This is a genomic window from Nocardia sp. NPDC127606, from assembly GCF_042671725.1.
GTDB lineage: Bacteria > Actinomycetota > Actinomycetes > Mycobacteriales > Mycobacteriaceae > Nocardia.
In genome coordinates this window covers 823895-842766 of the sequence record NZ_JBHXWQ010000003.1, presented here as the reverse complement: position 1 = coordinate 842766, position 18872 = coordinate 823895, and the positions used below count along the sequence as shown (strand labels likewise).

General features: G+C 67.7%; 1 protein-coding gene. It reads right to left on the bottom strand.

Annotated elements, in window-relative coordinates; translation table 11 throughout:
* Positions 1-146: 146 nt before the first annotated feature.
* Positions 147-18260, bottom strand: a complete 18114-nt coding sequence (locus ACFVJ5_RS19385) for an amino acid adenylation domain-containing protein (RefSeq protein WP_379221766.1) — start codon at positions 18258-18260, stop codon at positions 147-149.
* Between the last annotated feature and the right edge of the window lie 612 nt (positions 18261-18872).

Genomic DNA, 18872 nt, shown 5'->3' with positions numbered 1-18872 from the left:
TCGGGCACGCAGACATCCTTCGCTACAGAATTGAACAACGTTCAAAATAGCAGGCGACCAGGTCGGCGGCGCAACCGGAACGACGCGGTGGAGCCTGGCGCCCTTGGCGGCGCCAGGTGGGCAGCCTCGCCGAGATGAAACCGCGGTTATCGATCCAGTCGCGCGTTGAGAATCCGGGCGATCTCGGCGATCGCACCCGGTTGGGTCATGTCGAGGTGGGTCGCATCGATGTCGAAAGTCGATATCTGCCCGCGGACAACCCGCGCCCATCCCTCGTGGCCCGCGGCATCGGATCGCCTGTCGCGCGTCGCGGTGAAATAGAGCATGTCGCTGTCCAAGACCGCGGGATGCCACGCACCGGCTGCCCGGATCGCCAGGTTGTAGGCATCGGTCAGGCGCTGGATCCGCGCGGCGTCGATACCGAGGCTGCCGCCCAGGTGCCGTTCGATCAGGTCGGCGGCCTCCTCGGCAGTCGCATCGGGGCTGACGAAATCCACGCCCATGACCGGGCCGAGATTGCTGATCAGCTCGCCGGCCGTGACGGCGCGCTGCGTCGACTCGTCGACACCGCCCACCTCGGCGTCCAGCAGCGCCAGCAGCGCAACCTGTTCACCGGCGGCGCGCATCTCGACGGCGATGGCATGGGCGATCGCACCACCCAGTGACCAGCCGAGGAGGTGATAGGGGCCGTGTGGCTGAACCGCGCGAATCTCGTCGAAGTAGCGTGCGGCCATTTCTTCGATCGATGTCGGACCGGGGATCTCGCCGCTGATCTGTGGCGCCTGGATGCCGTAGATCGGTCGACCGTCGGCGAGGTAGCGGTCGAGTGTGCGGTAACACCACGACAGGCCCACGGCCGGGTGGATACAGAACAGTGGGGCTCGCTCGCCACCGGTCCGGATCGGCAGCAGCGCGTCGAAGCCGGCATCGGCCCCGTCGCCGTCGGTACCCGAGCGGATTCTGGATTCGATCCGCTTGGCCAGGTCGGCCGGGCAGGGATCGGACAACATCCAGCTGATCGGAACCTCGTAGTCGAGTTCCTTGCGCAACTCGCTCACCACTTGCACCGACTTGAGCGAGTTGCCACCCAATGCGTAGAAGTCGTCATCGGCGCCCACCCGATCCACGCCGAGTACCGTGCCGAAGGCCCGCGCGACCTCGCCTTCCAGCCACGACGCGGGCTCCCTGAACTCCGCTACCGCGAGCACCGGCTCCGGTAGCCGCAGTCGGTCCAGCTTGCCCGACGACTGGAAGGCCACCGTGTCGAGCACCATCATCGTGGCGGGCACCATGTAGTCGGGCAGTTTGCTCGCCGCGTGCGCCGCAACCGCCGCGGTATCGACCGTGGCGCCCGCGACGGGCACGAGGTAGCCGACGAGGTGCTCCATCACACCGATGGGGCGCACCACAGCGATCGCGCGCGCGATGCTGGGGTGCTCGGCGAGTACGGCCTCGATTTCGCCGAGCTCGATACGCAGGCCGCGCAGCTTCACCTGGAAATCGGTGCGGCCCAGGTAATCCAATTCGCCGTTCCGGCGCCAGCGCACCAAGTCGCCGGTGCGGTACAGGCGCCGACCGTCACCGTAGGGGTCGGGCACGAACCGTTCCGCGGTGAGGCCCGGACGTGCCTGGTAGCCGCGCGCGAGCTGGGTACCCGCCAGGTACAGCTCCCCGGCGACGCCGGGCGGTACCGGATGTAACCGGTCGTCGAGTACGTACGCCCGCGTGTTCCATACCGGTGAGCCGATCGGCATGTTCGCGTTCTCGCCTTCGGTCACCCGATGCGCGGTCGCGCACACGGTGCACTCGGTCGGCCCGTACAGATTGTGCAACTCGACCCCGGGCGCTATCCGCCGTGCCGCGGCTACCACGTCGGGGCCGAACGCCTCACCGCCCACCAGGAGCGTCCGCACCGACTCGAGCGACTCCGCAGGCGCCATGTCCGCGAGTACCGCCAGCATCGACGGCACGAGGGCGGTGAACGTGACCCGCTGGGCGGCGATGATTTCGGCCAGATAGGCCGGGTCGGTATGCCCGTAGGCTTGCGCGATCACCAGCCGCGCGCCCACCGCCAGTGGCGCGAACAACTCCCACACCGACATGTCGAACGTAGCCGGGGACTTCTGCAGCACGACGTCGTTCGGCGTCAGTCCGTAGGTCTCGTTGACCCACCGCACCTGGTTGACCACCGAACAGTGCGATACCGCAACGCCTTTCGGTCGACCGGTCGAACCCGAGGTGAAGATCACGTACGCGACATTGTGCGACCGCAGCGGTGCGAGCCGATCGGCGTCGGTGACCGGTCCATCATCGAATCCGGACAACTCCAGCCCATCGAGGGACGACAGCTCCAGCGCCGGTGCGGCGAGGGACAGCATGTAGGCGATGCGGTCCGCCGGCAGGTCCGGATCAACCGGCACGTACCCGCCGCCGGCGGCGTGCACCGCGTAGATGGCGACGACCTGGTCCAGTGAACGCCGCATCCGCAGCGCCACCAACGACTCCGGACCCACTCCGCGAGAGACCAACCACCGCGCCAACCGATGTACGCGGGACGCGAATTCCGCACAGGTCAACGTCTGTTCTCCGACTGTCACCGCGGGGCGGTCCGGATGCGCCTGCACGGAGCGGGCGAAGACGGAGGCGAGCGTCTCGCCCGGATCGAGGCGGTGATCTGTCGAATTCCACTGCGTCAGAATGGTTTCCCGTTCATCGGCGCCGAGCAGATCCACCTCGCGCACGGGCTGTGTCGCATCGGTCACCAGTTCGCCGAGCAATCGCAGCAGGCGATCGACGATCGCTGTCACCGTCGTCGCGTCGTAGAGGTCGCTCGCGTAGATCACCCCGCCGCTGATGCCGGCCGGGTCACCGGCGGAGTCATAGGAATCCGACATCGTGACCAGCAGATCGAACAGTGCGATGTCGGTGTCGGCCGTCATGGAGGACGCCGAGAGCCCCGGAAGTTCGAACTGGGCCCCGGCGACGTTCTGGAATGCCAGCATCACCTGGAACAGTGGATGGTGGGCGTGCGACCGCACCGGGTTCAGCTCCTGCACCAGCCGCTCGAACGGAACATCGGCGTGCCCGAACGCGGCCAGATCGGTCCCCCGCTGGTGTTCGAGTAGCTGGGTGAACGTCATCCCCGGCGTCAACCGGGTCCGCAACACCAGGGTGTTGACGAACATCCCGACCAGATCGTCGAGTTCGGGTTCGCCGCGTCCCGCGAACGGAGTGCCGATCGCTATGTCGTCCGTATCGGCCAGCCGGGCCAGCGTGGCCGCCAACGCAGCGTGGAAGACCATGAACAGCGTCGTGTTGTGTGCTCGCGCGACCTGCTGCAAGCCCGCATGCAGATCGGCTCCGACGGTGATCGGTACGCTCGCGCCCGCATGGGTCTGCACGGGCGGACGCGGTCGGTCGGTCGGCAGCCCGAGCACAACCGGAAGATTCGCCAATTCGCTCGTCCAGTAGTCGATCTGGGCACGCAGCAGCGACTCCGGATCGTCTTCGGTCCCCAGTACCGTCCGCTGCCAGATCGCGTAGTCGGCGTACTGCACCGGCAACGGCGGCCAACTCGGCGACTCCGTGAGCAGGTGAGCTGTGTACGCGGTCATCATGTCCCGTGCCAGCGGGCCGATCGAGGACCCGTCGCAGGAAATGTGGTGCACCACCACGGCCAGGACCCACTCGTCCGGCCCGAGCTCGAACAACCGAGCCCGCATCGGCGCCTCGACCGTCACATCGAACACCGTCGAGACGAACGCCGACAACGACTCGGCCAGTTCGGGTTCCGCGACCGAGGTCACGGTCATCGGCGCATAGGCGTCGGCGGCGGAAAGGACGACCTGCGACGGCTCGCCCTCGGCGTACGGGTACACGGTCCGCAGTACTTCGTGCCGATTCAGCACATCCTCGATCGCCGCGCGCAGCGCGTCGAGATTCAGCTGTCCGGACAGCCGTAGCACGATCGGAATGCTGTAGGCGGCCGAGCCGGGCTCGAGCCGGTTCAGGAACCACATCCGCTGCTGTGCGTACGACAGCGGAATTCGCTGCGGCCGCGGCTGCGCGGTCAGCGCTACCCGACCGGTGTCGGCCTGCGATTCGGCGCGCGCGGCCAACCTCGCGACCGTCGGCGCTTCGAAGATCATCGACACCGGGATGGTCACGTCGAGCGCGGCGCCGATCCGCGCGGCTACCCGGGTGGCCACCAGGCTGTTGCCACCGAGGTCGAAGAAGTCGTCGTCGGCGCCGACCGGACCGTCGTTGCCGAGGACGTCGGCGAATACGCCTGCCACTATTTCCTCCGCCGGTGACCCCGGGGCCCGGAACCGCTTGGCCTGGACGACGGGTGCGGGCAGGGCCGCGCGGTCGAGCTTTCCATTCGGCGACAGTGGGATCGCGTCGAGGATCATCACCGCGGCGGGCACCAGGTACGACGGCAGCACCTCGACCAACGCCGCACGCAACTGTTCGCCCGAGACGCTCGCCCCGGTTTCGGGCACCGCGTAGGACACCAGCTGTGCCGGACCGGCGCCCGCACGCCACGGCACCGTGACCGCGTAGGCCACCTCCGCCCGCGCGCTCAGCACCGCGTCGATCTCGCCCAGCTCTACCCGGTAACCACGGATCTTCACCTGGAAATCGTTGCGCCCCAAGAACTCCAGATCGCCGGCGGTATTCCAGCGCACCACATCACCTGTCCGGTACATGCGGCATCCCGGTTCCCCGAACGGATGCGCCACGAACCGCGCCGCATCGGTAGCCGCCCTGTTCAGGTACCCGCGCGCCAGTGCCGAGCCCGCCAGATACAACTCGCCGGCCACCCCCACCGGCACCGGCTGCAGCCGGGCATCCAGGACCAGCGCCTGTATCCCCGGCAGCGCGACACCGATCGTCGGCCGATCATCCGAGTGCAGCGCGCCTGTCGACGTGGCGAGCATCGTGGCCTCGGTCGGCCCGTACAGCACGTGGAACTTCCGGGTGCCTGCGACGTCGGTGCCCGCCCATCTGCTCACCAGATCCGCCGAGACCTCCTCACCACCGGACAACACCACCCGCAGGTCATCGAGCCCGGTCGGATCCACCGACGCGAGCGCGGCCGGGGTGATGAAGGCGTGGGTGACCCGCTGCACGCGCAAGAACTCGGCCAGCTCGTCGCCGCCGTAGATCCCCGTCGGCGCCACGATCAACGCACCGGCCCGGCTCGCCGCGATCAGGACCTCCATCACTGCGGCGTCGAACGACGGCGACGCGAAATGCAACACCCTGGACGTGTGCTGGAGCTCGTGGTCGGAGCGCCGCCCCGAGACGAAGTCGGCGATGCCGGAATGTGTGATGGCCACGCCCTTCGGCACACCGGTGGATCCGGAGGTGAAGACCACGTAGGCGACGTCCGAGGCCCGCAGCGGCCGCGTCCGCTCGTCGTCGCCGATCGGGCCGCTCGCCGCCGCGTCGATCTGCGCGGCGACAGCCGGGTCGTCGAGCACGATCCAGTCCACCGAATCGGGCAGCTGGGCACGCACCGACGACACCGTAATCCCCAGCGTCGCACCGGAGTCCGACACCATCTGCTCGATCCGGCCTGCGGGATAGCTCGGATCCACCGGCACGTATGCCGCACCCGACTGCACCACCGCCCACCACGCGACGACGGACTCCGTCGACCGCGCTGCCGCCACCAGCACCGGCGTCTCCGGTCCGGCGCCATGGCGGATCAGCAACCTCGCCAGCCGGCTCGATCGCTCGCCCAGCTGCGCATACGACAGCGTGGCATCTTCCGCGACGACGGCGATACCGTCGCTGTTGGCCCGGACTGCCGAGGTGAACACCTCCGGCAGCAACCCGGACTGCTCCAGCGCCTCCACGGTGTGCACCCCGACCCGCGAGGTGAGCGACGAGCGCTCGTCGGCTTCCAGCCAGTCGATATCCCCGACGGCGACGGCCGGATCATCGGCGACGGCTTCCAGTACCCGCACCAGTCGCCGGACAAGGGCCGCCGCGGTCGCCTCGTCGAACAGATCCCGGGCGTAGGTCATCATTCCCGACATACCCTGCGCCGCCGCGGCATTGCCGGATGAATCGGACAGCACCAGTTGCAGGTCGAACTGGATCGCCCCGGTATCCACATCCGCCCGCGCGACCCGGACCTCGGGCAGCACCACCTCGATCGTCGACACGTTCTGGAATGCCAAGGCCACCTGGAACAACGGATGCCGTGCCGCCGATCGCTCCGGGTTCAGCTCCTCCACGACCCGCTCGAACGGCACGTCCGCGTGCTCGAATGCCAGCAGATCGGTCTCCCGGGTGCGCATCAGCAACTCGGCGAACGGCTCGCCCGGATCGACCCGGGTCCGCAATGCCAGCGTGTTCACGAACATCCCCACCAGATCGTCCAGACCGGGCTCGCCCCGTCCCGCGACCGGGGTGCCGATCACTACGTCATCGCTGTCACTGAGCCGCCCCAATACCGTTGCCAGCGCCGCGTGCATCACCATGAACAGCGACGACCCTCTCGACCGTGCCAGTGCGACCAGCCGCTCGTGCAGCCGCGCACCGATCTCCACCGGTACCCGGCCCGCCGACAGCGATGCGACGGCCGGGCGCGGGCGGTCCGCCGGTAGTTCCAGCCGGTCCGGTGCACCCGCGAGCGTCGAGCGCCAGAATTCCAACTGCTCCGACATCAGCGACGCCGGATCGTCCGCGGCCCCCAGCATCTGTCGTTGCCACCACGCGAAATCCGCGTACTGCACAGCGAGCGGCTCCCACCGCGGTGCCTGCCCGGCCAGTCGCGCGGCATACGCCGCCATCACGTCACGGGCCAGTGGCCCCATCGACTGACCGTCGCCTGCGATGTGATGGACCACGAGCACCAGCAGGAATTCTCCGGTGTCACTGTCGCGCTCGGCGCCCAGCTCGAACAACCCCACTCGTATCGGCACTCGGGCAGTCACATCGAATCCACGCCGCACGAACTCGCCCACCACATCCGGGACCGAATCCACCGGCACTCGCACCGCCCGCACCGGCACCGCGGGCTCGTCGAGAACGACCTGCCGCGGCTCACCGTCGACTTCGGGATATATCGTCCGCAATACTTCGTGGCGCGCGACCAGATCGGCGAGCGCGGCGGCCAGTGCGTCGGTGTCCAGCCGTCCGGACAACCGCAGCATCACCGGAATGTTGTGCACCGCGGAGTCCGGTTCGAACCGGTTCAGGAACCACATCCGCTGCTGTGCCAGCGACAGCGGCACGGAGTCGGAGTGCACTCCCGCCAGCAGAGGCAACCGGCCCCCACCGCTGGCCGCCGCTGCGAGACCGGCCAATCCGCCGACGGTCGGCGCCTCGAAAACCGACCGCACCGGCACTCGCGCGTCCAGGGCAGCGCCGATGCGTGCCACCACCATCGAGGCACTCAGGGAATCGCCGCCCAGCGCGAAGAAGTCGTCGTCGACTCCCACCCGGTCCACGTCGAGCACCTGCTCGAATGTCCGCGCGACCAACTCTTCCAACCCCGGCGACGGCGCCCGGAATTCCCGCGTGACGGCGACCGGCTCCGGCAACCGTTCGCGATCCAGCTTCCCGTTGACGGTCAGCGGCAGCTCGTCCAGCACCACCACCGCCGACGGCACCGTGTACCGGGGTAGCACCTCAGCCAGTGCCGCACGCAACTCCTCGCCCGATAGCTCCGTCCCCGTCGCAGGCACGACATAGGACACCAGCAGCACCGCTCGCCCGCCGTCGCGGCGCGGCACCGTGACCGCGTACGCCACATCGGCCCGCGCATCGAGCACCGCGTCGATCTCTCCCAGCTCGACCCTGGTGCCGTGCACCTTCACCTGGAAATCGTTGCGGCCCAGGAACTCCAGCTCGCCATCGACGCCACGGCGCACCACGTCACCGGTGCGGTACATGCGCTGACCCGGCTCCGCGAACGGGCATGCGACGAACCGGGCCGCGGTCAACCCGGTCCTGGCGGCGTACCCATCGGCCAGGCCGGCGCCGAACAGGTACAGCTCGCCCGCGACACCGTGTGGCACGGGCCGCAACCAGGTATCGAGGACGACGACCGCGACGGGGCCGACCGGCTTGCCGATCGTGATCGCGGCATCGGGCGCCAGAGCATCGCTGGCGGTAGCCCAGATAGTGCTTTCGCTGGGCCCATAGAGATTGACCATGATGCGATGCGGGGCCCACCGATCGACCAGTTCCGACCCGACCGGCTCACCGGCTGTTGCCAGCACGCGCAGATCGTCGAGACCGTCGCACGAGACTGTCGCCAGCGCCGAGGGAGTGATCACCGCGTGCGAAATATGTTCGCGCCCGATCAGATCCGCCAGCTCGGGTCCGGCGTAGACATCGGCAGGCGAGACGACCAGTCGCCCGCCCGAGCCGTGCGCCATCAACAACTCGAACACCGAGGCGTCGAAGCTGGGCGAGGCCACCTGCAGTACCACCGACATCGGGTCGACGCCGAGTATCCGCCGCTGCGCGGCGACGATATCGGCCAGGCCGCGATGGCTGACGAGGACGCCCTTGGGCATCCCGGTCGACCCGGAGGTGTAGCTCACGTACACGGTCTGATCCCGCCGAATCGGTCCGCCGCGTTCGGCATCGGTGATCGGCGCAGCCGAAACCGAGTCCACGGCGTCGAGCATCTGCTCCTGGTCGAGGATCAGCCAGTCGATGCCATCGGGAAGGTCCTTCCTGGCGGATGTGTCGGTCAGCCCGAGCACGGTTGTCGAATCCGACAGCAGGAATTCGATCCGCTCCGATGGCAGGGTCGGATCTATCGGCAGGAACGCGGCACCGGTCTTCGCCACGGCCCACAGGGTGACCGTCGCCGCCAGAGATCGTGGAAGCACCGAGGCGACGACCTGTCCCCGCCGGACACCGTGCCGCAGCAGGACCCTGGCCAGACGGACCGATCGCTCGTCCAGCTGCCGGTACGTCATGGCGGTCGCACCGCATCGCACGGCGATCGCGTCGGGTTCCGCGGCTGCGCTCGCGGCGAGGATCCGGTCCAGCGTGTCCGGGATCGCCGGGTCCGCACCCGAAACCGGCCACGACGGCCCCAGTTCCTCCTCGAGCGACAGCTCGCCCAGCCGTATATCGGCGTCGGCGGCGATCCGGCCGAGCAACGCGACGAAACGGTCGAGGATCCGGCGTGCCGACGCGGTGTCGAATGCGCGGTCGTGGAATCGGAGAATGATCCGCAGTCCCTGCGCTTCGCCGTGCTCGGACTGTTTCGGTTCCACGACCAGGCTCAGCGGGTACGGCGTTGCGTCGACACCGCTGAGTTCGTCCACCCGCAGGCCCGCCGAATCGACGAGTCGCTGCAGTGTCGTCCGATCGACGGGGAACGACTGGAAGGTGATGGCGGTGTCGAAGAGTTCGGGCAGGCCGACGCTGCGGTGAATCTCCGGTAGGCCGATGTGGTGATGATCCAGCATGCGGGCGTGCCGCGCCTGAATGCCGGTCAGCAGCTCGCGCACCGTCATGGTGGGTTCGAGCGGGACGCGCACGGGAATCGTGGTCAGGAACATGCCGAGCGTCTGATCGACCAGCGGCAACTCGGGTGGCCGTCCCGACACCGCGGAGCCGAAGATCACATCGGTCTCACCGGTCAGTACGCGCAGATTCAGGGCCCAGGCCGCGGCGACCGCCGTATTGATGGTGACGGCCGCCTCCGCCGCCACTCGACGCAGTTCGCCGAAATGATCTGCGCTCAGCTCGGCCCCGACCTCGGCGGCGGATACCGAACCCGCCGCGCCCACGTCGTGGGACACCCGGGTGGGTGCGTCGACATCCGAAAAGGCTTGTGCCCATGCCGCCTTGGATGCGGCACTGTCCTGGCGCCCCAGCCAGGACAGATAGTCGCGGTAGGAGGGAGCAGGTCCGGCGGAGTCGATATGGTCGGGAGACCCGTAGTAGTCGAGCAGTTCTCGCATCAGCAGCGGCATCGACCAGCCGTCCAGGATCACATGGTGATTCGTGACGAGCAGCCGGAAGGACCCCGCGTCGAGACGGATCAACGTCAAGCGCAGAAGCGGAGCAGCCGACAGGTCGAATCCCGCCGCCGCGTCCGCCGCGGCGATCGATTCCGCATCGGCCGGGGATCGCGCATCGCCACCACCGGCGAGATCGATCTCCCGGAAACCGATCTCGGCATGGTCGAGCACGATCTGGCGCGGCCCGGCCGCGGTCTCCACAAAGGCGGCCCGCAGGATATCGTGCCGGTCGACCACGGCCTGAGCGGCACGGCGCAAGCGCTCGCCGTCGACCTCGCCGGAAAATCCGATCATCGTCTGGACGGTGTAGTCGTCCCCGGCATCCGGGTCGAACGTCGAGTGGAAATGCACGCCGGATTGCATGGGCGACAACGGCCATGCGTCGGACAGGCCGCGGTACTGCTGCTCGAGCCGATCGATGTCGGGTTGTGTGAGCGCGACGAGCGGAGAATCCGAGGCGCGATCCGCTTCCGGAACCGCATCGCCGCCGGCCATCGCGGCCAGGGCGGCAACTGTCTTGCCTTCGAATACATCGCGCGGCGTGAGCGTGAGCCCGGCGGCCCTGGCCAGCGCCACCAGACGCATCGAGACGATACTGTCCCCGCCGAGCGCGAAGAAGTTGCTGTCGGCGGACACGGTGTCGAGATGGAGCACGTCGGCGAAGAGTGTCGCCACGATCTGTTCGGTAGGCGTCGACGGCGCTCTGCCGCCTGTGGCGTGGGAATCGAAGGCCCGCTGCCGCAATGCCTTCCGATCGAGTTTCCCCGTAGGCGTGCGCGGCATCTCCTCGAGCTGCACGATCGCCGCGGGATTCATATAACGCGGTAGCGTGCCCGAGAGATCGTCGCCGAGTGCCGCCACGTCTATCGCGGCGCCCGAGGCGGAGACGAAGTAGGACACCAGAACCGGCTCCTCGGCAGGCCCCTTCACCATGACGGTGGCGACGCTCGCCACATCCGGATGCAGAGCCAGGTGGGAATCGATTTCCCCTGGCTCGATCCGCAGGCCGTGAATCTTGACCTGCTGATCGCCTCGGCCCAGATATTCCAGTGCCAATCCGGCGCGGCCGCGCACCCAGCGCACGGAATCACCGGTGCGGTAGATCCGCTCGCCGCGGGTGGATCGCGGATCCGCGACGAAGCGCGACGCGGTCACGCCGGGTCGATCGACGTACCCGCGGGCAAGTCCGGGCCCACCGATATAGAGTTCGCCCGCGACACCGATCGGCGCCGGTCGCAGCCACCTGTCGAGAACCATCGCCGACGCGCCCCGGATCGGGCCGCCGATCGTCACCGGCTCGCCGGGTTCGAGGGCGTCCGACCCCGTCGCCCAGATCGTGCACTCGGTCGGTCCGTAGTGATTCATCAGCCGACGCCCGTGCCCCCACCGGTTCACGGTGTCCGGCTCGGTCGCCTCGCCGACGACCGCGAGCGATGTCAACGACGGCGTCCGGGACGGATCCATGGTTTTCAGCACCGACGGGGTGATGATCGCGTGCGAAACCTGGTGTGACCGAAGCAATTCCTCGAGGTCGGTCCCGGCGTACACCTCCGGCGGCGCCACGACCAGACAGGCGCCACTGCCGTGCGCCAACAGCAACTCCGACAAGCAGGCGTCGAAACCCGGTGACGCGACCTGCAACACCACCGAATCCGTACCGACGCCGAAGGCGTCGACCTGCGCCGCGACGAGGTCGGCCAGGCCGCGATGGCTGAGGTGGACCGCCTTCGGTCTGCCGGTCGATCCGGACGTATAGATCACATATGCCGCGTTGTCGGGCGACAGTCGATCGGCCCCGGCCGAGATACCGGACGGACGTGGTAGACCCTCGTCGGCGTCGGACGCCGACGCGTCCAGAATCAACCAGTCGACAGTATCCGGAAGGCGCGGTGCCGCATCGCTGGTCGTCACGCCGAGACCGGTCCGCGAGTCGGACAACAACTCCGCGATCCGCGCGGCGGGATTGCCGGGATCCAACGGCAGGAAGGCGGCGCCTGTCTTCGTCACCGCCCAGATCGCGACCACCAGTTCGGCCGAGCGGGGAACGGCCAACGCGACGATCGACTCAGCGCGAGCACCATGGCAGGCCAGCAGATGCGCGAACCTGTCCGCACGTCGCTCCAGCTCACGATAGGTCCACGTGGTGTCACCGCACCGCAGGGCCACGGCATCGGGATACCTGCGCGCGGTCCCCCACAGGATGTCGCGCAGCACGAGCTCCGCGGCGGGCGGCTCGTCGCTGCCGACCGAAAGCAGCTCCGCGCGTTCGGAATCCCAACAGGAGGAGATCGCGGCGACCTTCCGGGCCGGATACCTGACGATCTGCGTGAGCAGAAGCTCGAAGCGCTCGAGCAGCGTGCGGACCTCATCGGAATCGAATCGGTTGGTGGCGAATTTCAGCGTCACCGTATAGGTGCCGGGCTCGTCGGCGGCGCCCGATTGCCGGTCGCGTCTCGGGCGCGGCGGGGACACCTGCAAACTCAGTGGATACGGCGTGGCATCGTGTGCGTCGATCTCGACGAACCGCATGCCGGCGTCGGAGAGATTGCGCGCCAACAGTTCCCGGTCGAGCGGATAGGACTCGAGCACCGTCGCGGTGTCGAACATATCGGTGATGCCGGTGGCCCGTTGCAGCTCCGCCAAGCCGACGTACTGGTGATCCAGCATGGCGGCCTGCTCGGATTGCACGCGGACGAGCAGGTCGCCGACGGTTTCGCCGGGTTCGAGGCGGACTCGGACGGGCAGCGTGTTCACGAGGAGCCCGACCATGCGCTCGACATCGGGAATCTGCGGCGGGCGGTGCGCGATCGTATTGCCGAACACCACGTCCGACCGTCCGGTCAGCGCGGCCAGCAGCAATGCCCACGCCACCTGCAGGGCCGTGTTGGCAGTGACGCCGTGTGAGCGGCCCAGATCGAGCAACGCGGCGGTGGTCGCTGCGTCCAGCTTCAGGTCGACGTCACCGGCGTGCGCGGTGACCGACCGATCCGGCCTGCCGGTGACCCGCGTCGGACTGTCGATTCCGGCGAGCGTCTCGCGCCACGCGGCGGTGGCGGCATCGCGATCCTGAGCCTGCAGCCACTGCAGATACTCCCGGTACGAACGAGGGGGCGCGAGCTCGGCGGTATCGCCGTCGGAGATGTACAACGCGAGCAGCTCGTGGATCAGCAGAGGCATCGACCAGCCGTCGAGCACGAGATGGTGGTTGGTGATCAGCAACTGGAACGTATCGACGCCGGTGCGCACGAGGTGGAACCGCACCAGCGGTGGGCGGGCCGGGTCGAACGGTGCCGCGGCCGCCGTCGCGAGTCGCCGAAGTGCTCGCGCCCGTCGGTCGACATCGCTGAGGTCGGTGATACTCGACTCGTCCCAATCGACCACGGTGTCGCGCAGGACGATCTGCCGTGGCCCGTCGACACTCTCGACGAACGCGGTCCGCAGGCTGTCGTGCCGGTCGATGAGCACCTGCGCGGCCTGCCGCATCCGCGCACCGTCCACCTGCCCGGCGAAGGTCAGCGCCACCTGCACGATGTAGCCATCGTCGTCGTCCCGGTCGTAGACGGTGTGGAACAGCAGCCCGGTCTGCAAGGCGGTCAGCGGCCACACATCGATCATCGACGGGTATTCCCCCAGCCAGTGGTCGACATCGTCCTGCGATACGGCGGCGAGCGGGAAGTCGGAGGGGGTGAAGCCGAATCCGGTGTCGGACCGGACGTGATCGGCAAGTGCCCCCAGGGCGCGAGCCCACAGCCCGGCGAGCTCGTCGACCGCCTCGCTGCCCAGCACCTGCGAGGCGAACTCCCAGGTCACGTCGAGTTCGAGCCCGTCGCGACCTTCCTCGGCGATCGCATTGATATCGAGCACGGCCGGCAGCGCCATCCCCGGATCGCTTGTCGCGGTCAGGGAGGTGAACTCGGTGGTGGGCGCCCAGGGCACCGAACGCTCACCGACGCTCACCCGCCCGAGGTAGTTGAAACTGATCTGGGGTTCGGGCAGGTCCGCGAGCTCGGCACCGCCCTGGGAATCGAGATGACGCAGCATCGGATAGCCGATGCCGTTGCCCGGCACCGCGCGCAACTGCTCCTTCACCTGTTTTATCGCCAGTCCAGCACCCGTGCCGCCGGCCAGCGCGTCATCGAGATCGACACCGTCCCACTCGATCCGGACCGGGAAGCGTGTGGTGAACCAGCCCACGGTGCCGCTGAGATCGGCGCCCGGCACGGCCCGCTCCTCACGGCCGTGTCCCTCCAGCGAGATCAACTCGCCGGCGGTCGACGCCGTGCCGCGCCTGCGCCGCCACTCACCGAGCGCCAGTACCAGGGCCGCGAGCAGCGGATCGTTGGCGCTGCAGTGGAAGCGGTCCGGAACGGCGGTGAGAACCGCCTCGGTGACCGCTGCCGGGATGCGCTGATGGACCCGGCCCGCCGTGGCCACGACGTCACGATCCGGGACCAGACGGCGCGATCCGAGTAGCTGATCACCGGGCGCGAGCACATCTTTCCACCTGTCGAGCTCCGCGGACCGTCTGCTCGGCGCCCGCTCGACCAGGCCGTGCGCCCACCGCCGGAACGAAGTGGTGACCGGGCCGAACTGCGGTTCGTCGCCAGCGGAGATCTGCGACCAGGCCTGCGCGAGATCGGCGAGGATGATGCGCCACGACACCACGTCGACGGCGAGATGGTGAATCACCAGCCACATCAGGTCGGGTCCCGAGCTGTGGCGATCCTGCATCCAGACGGCGTGAACGAGCGCACCCTTGCCCGGGTCCAATCGATCCGCGGCCTGCTGCAGGTGCCGGTCGACTTCGGCGGCATCACGTCGATCGAGCCGAACCTCGACGAGCGCGGCGTCCGGGTCGACCGCGTTCCGCTCGAGGACCTCGACGTACCGATCACCCGCATCGCCGCGCAGTACCGCGCGCAGCATGTCGTGGCGGTCCAGCAGGGATCCCACTGCACGCACGAGCCCCGCTCGATCGACCCCCGTGGGGAGCTGCACGAGCGCGGCCTGCGCGAATCGGCCGTAATGACCCCGATCGAGCATTGCGCACATGATCGGCGACAACGGCATCGGTCCTACGCCGCCTCCGGGCAACTCGTCCAACTCGGGGGTATCGCCGGCTTCCGTCGCCGTGGCCGCCAAGCCCGCCACGGTCTTGTGCACGAACACATCCTGGGTGGAGAAACTCAGGCCATCGGCTTTGGCCCGCGCCACCAGCTGGATCGACAGAATGCTGTCGCCGCCCAGGGCGAAGAAGCTGTCGTCCGCCCCGACGAGAGGCACGCCCAGCACCTCGGTGAACAGCCTTGCGACCGCCTTTTCCCGGGCGGTGGCCGGCGTCCGGCCGACTGGCGCGGTCCCGAATTCCGGCTTCGGTAAAGCGCTGCGATCGAGCTTGCCGAAGGCGTTCACCGGGAGGCTGTCCAACGCGAGGATCACCGCCGGGACCATATGCGGCGGCAGCGAATCACGGGCGAAGCGCTGGAGTTCGAGCGGTTCGATCCGACGGCCACTGACCGGGACCACATAGGACGCCAGCACGGTGGTGCCGATGTTGTTGCGCACCGGCACCGTCACGGCGAGATCCACGTCCTCGTGTGTGGTGAGCGCGGCGTCGATTTCACCCGGTTCGATCCGGTATCCGCGGATCTTGACCTGGAAGTCGCTGCGCCCGGCCAATTCCAGCGTCATTTCGGCGTTGTCGCCGGTCCAGCGGGCGATGTCGCCGGTGCGGTACATCCGCTCGCCGCTGCCGCCGTATGGATCCGCCACGAAGCGGGCGGCGGTTTCGACGAACAGATGGCTGTATCCGCGGGCCAATCCCGGCCCGGCGAGATACAGCTCGCCCGCGGTGCCCTTCGGCACCGGTTGGAGCGTTCGGTCCAGCACCATCGCCGAGACGCCACGAATGGGGCCACCGACCAGGTTGGCGTGGTCGGGTCTGAGCATGGCGCCGACGGCGGTCACGGTGGCCTCGGTGGGACCGTATTCGTTGTACATGGACAACGACGGCGCCCACCGCTCGATGACGTGCGGTGGACAGACGTCGCCGCCGACCACGAGCACTCGCACGTCGGTCGCCGAACGCGGGTCCACGGTTGCCAGCATCGTGGGCGTCAGCGTCAGGTGGGTCACGTGCTCGTCGGCCAGCAGTTGCGTGAGCGGCTCACCGCCGGTCACCTCGGGCGGCACGATCACCAGCGCGGATCCGCTCGCGAAGCAGGTCAGAAACTGTTCCATGGAGGCGTCGAAACTGGGCGAGAGCGCATAGGACACCCGAGAGGTCGTGTCGATTCCGTACGTGGCGGCGCGATCGGCGACCAGATTCGCGAGGCCGGTGTGCGTGACCTGGACGCCTTTCGGCGCTCCGGTGGATCCCGAGGTATAGGTGATATAGGCGATATTGGACGGCCGTAGCGGGCGGATACGGTCGTCGTCGGACATCGGAGCGCTCGCGGCGCCGCCTTCCCCCAGGGTCGCGGGATCATCGAGAACCACAGAACGCACCGCCGGCGGGAGCAGCCCGCGCAAGCCCTCGATCGTGATCGCCACGGCCGCGCCGCTGTCGGCGACCATATGTTCCACACGCTTCCGCGGGTACTCGGGGGCCAACTGGACAACCGCGGCCCCACATTTCGCGACCGCCCACGTCGCCACGACAGATTCGACCGAGCGTCGCAGCATGATCGCCACCGCCGTGTCCGGCCCGCAACCCAGAGCACTCAGGTGCCGGGCCAGCTGGGAGGATCTGGTGTCCAGCTCGCCGTACGTCAGCGTCTGCCCGGCCGAGATGATCGCGCACGCACCAGGATTCCGGCGCGCGCTCTCGGTCAGAATGTCCGGAAGCAGCCGTGTTTCGCCCCCGTTCGGCCCCCGCACCCGCGGCAGCGCCGACCGCTCGTGGACGTCGAGCAGCGACAATCTGCTGACCGGATATCCCGCTCCCTCGGCGAGGAATTCGTGCAGAAACATGCGGAACCGCCGGTGGTGACCAGCGAGCTCGTCCGGGCTGTAGGCATTCGGATTTCCTTGGAAGTCGATATGAGTGCTGTCTTTGCCCGCACCCGGGTAGATATTGACGAACAGGTCGGCGGTAGGGCCTGATGTGAGGACGTTCAGGCGGCCTGTCGTGTTGCCGAGGACAACCTCGTTCTCGATCAGCATCAGGTTCACGGCAGGCCCGAAGGACGCCGCCTCGTCGCGCGCGATCCCCATATCGTGGAATATGTCCTCCTGGCGGTAGCGCTGCCGCCGAAGTGCACTGGTCAACTCACTTTGCACGGCGGCGATCAGTTCACCGACGTTGCGGCCGGCGACCCGCACCCGCAGCGGGACCACGTTCGCCACCATTCCCCCGGACCGGCGCAGCACGGCAGAGTGCCGACCCGAAACCGGCAGGCTCAGCATTACTTCGTCGCTTCCGGTCATCCGCGCGAGATACGCGGCGAACGCCGCGACAATGGTCGGAGCCACGCTCTGACCGTGTTCGAGCGCGACGCTTGTCAGCAGACGCGCGGTGGCGTCGGGCAGCTCTGTGCTGACCAGCGCCGGATGAATGGTGGGCCGGCCGACGCGACCGGCCAGGCTCACTGCGGCCGGCGCGCCTGCCAGGTGTTCCAGCCAGTATTTGCGGTCGTTGTCGAAACGCGTCGAACCCCGGTATGCCAGATCCTGCTCGACGATGACCCCCAGGTCCTGCGCCGCGCACGGTGCCGGTTCCTCGGACTTCACCCAAGCGTTGTACAACTCGGTCATCCGGTGCAGCATCGTTACCGCGGCGAATCCGTCGAGCGCGATGTGGTGCGCGCGCTGGTACCACAGGAAGTGTTCCTCGCCGACCTGGAACACGATGGCCGTCACGAGGTCGTCGTTCAGCACGTCCAGCGGAGCAGAGTAATCCTGAACCATCATCGCGCGCGCGGTCGCGACCGGATCGGCGTGCTGGCGCAAGTCCATGACCGATACCGGACCTCCATGGTCCTCGTCGACGAACTGACGTGGCTCTCCGTCGACCTCGATCAGTCGCGTATGCCCGGATCCGAACTCGCGGCTGGCGGTTCTGCAAGCCTCGGCGAGCAGTTCGGCGTCCAACTCGCCGACGACCTCGACGTATTGGGCCACAGAAATCGGTGACGATTCCGTGAGATGCTGGGCAAACCAGATCCCTTGCTGCGCCGCCGTCAGTGGAAGCATATCGAATGACGGGTTTCCACTGCCGTTGGAGCCGGCGCCGGAACCGTTACCCGAATTCAATTTTCGGGAAGAACGGAATGAGCCGATTTCCCACCGCTTCGACCGGTCATGACTGCCATCGACGCGACTCTTTCGGCCCATTTCGACCTCCCTTGATACCGCTCACTTCAAGAGGTCGATTATATAGCCGTAAAGTTGCCGAAACGGATTTCCGTTACCTTGCAACATGGTCACGAAGACAAGAACGGAGGTTTAGGAAGTCGCAGCCGTGCCGATCGGCACTCCGACCTCGCCGACCTCGTGCTCGACGTTCTGGCCGGTGGGCAATCGCAGCCATTCGCCCATCGTCAGATCGCCTGCGGGCATGGATCAGGTACCGAATTCAGCACGATTCAGAATCGATCCGCAAATCTGGCGCAGACACTTGCTGCACCACCCGGATAGCTATAGCGTGTCGTGGGGGCCACAGGAACACGAAGGAGCAGTTCAGACCGGCATACCAGCAATGATATGGCAAACAGATGCCACAGCCGGCCTGCCTCGGATCCACCAGCCCATGGTCAGCCTTGCAATCTCGAACTACTGCGCGAGCCCGTCCCGAACGCACCAGCACAAAATGGACATAGAACCCAGCGGGAGAAACAGGACTCCCCGACTACAGGCACTACTCGA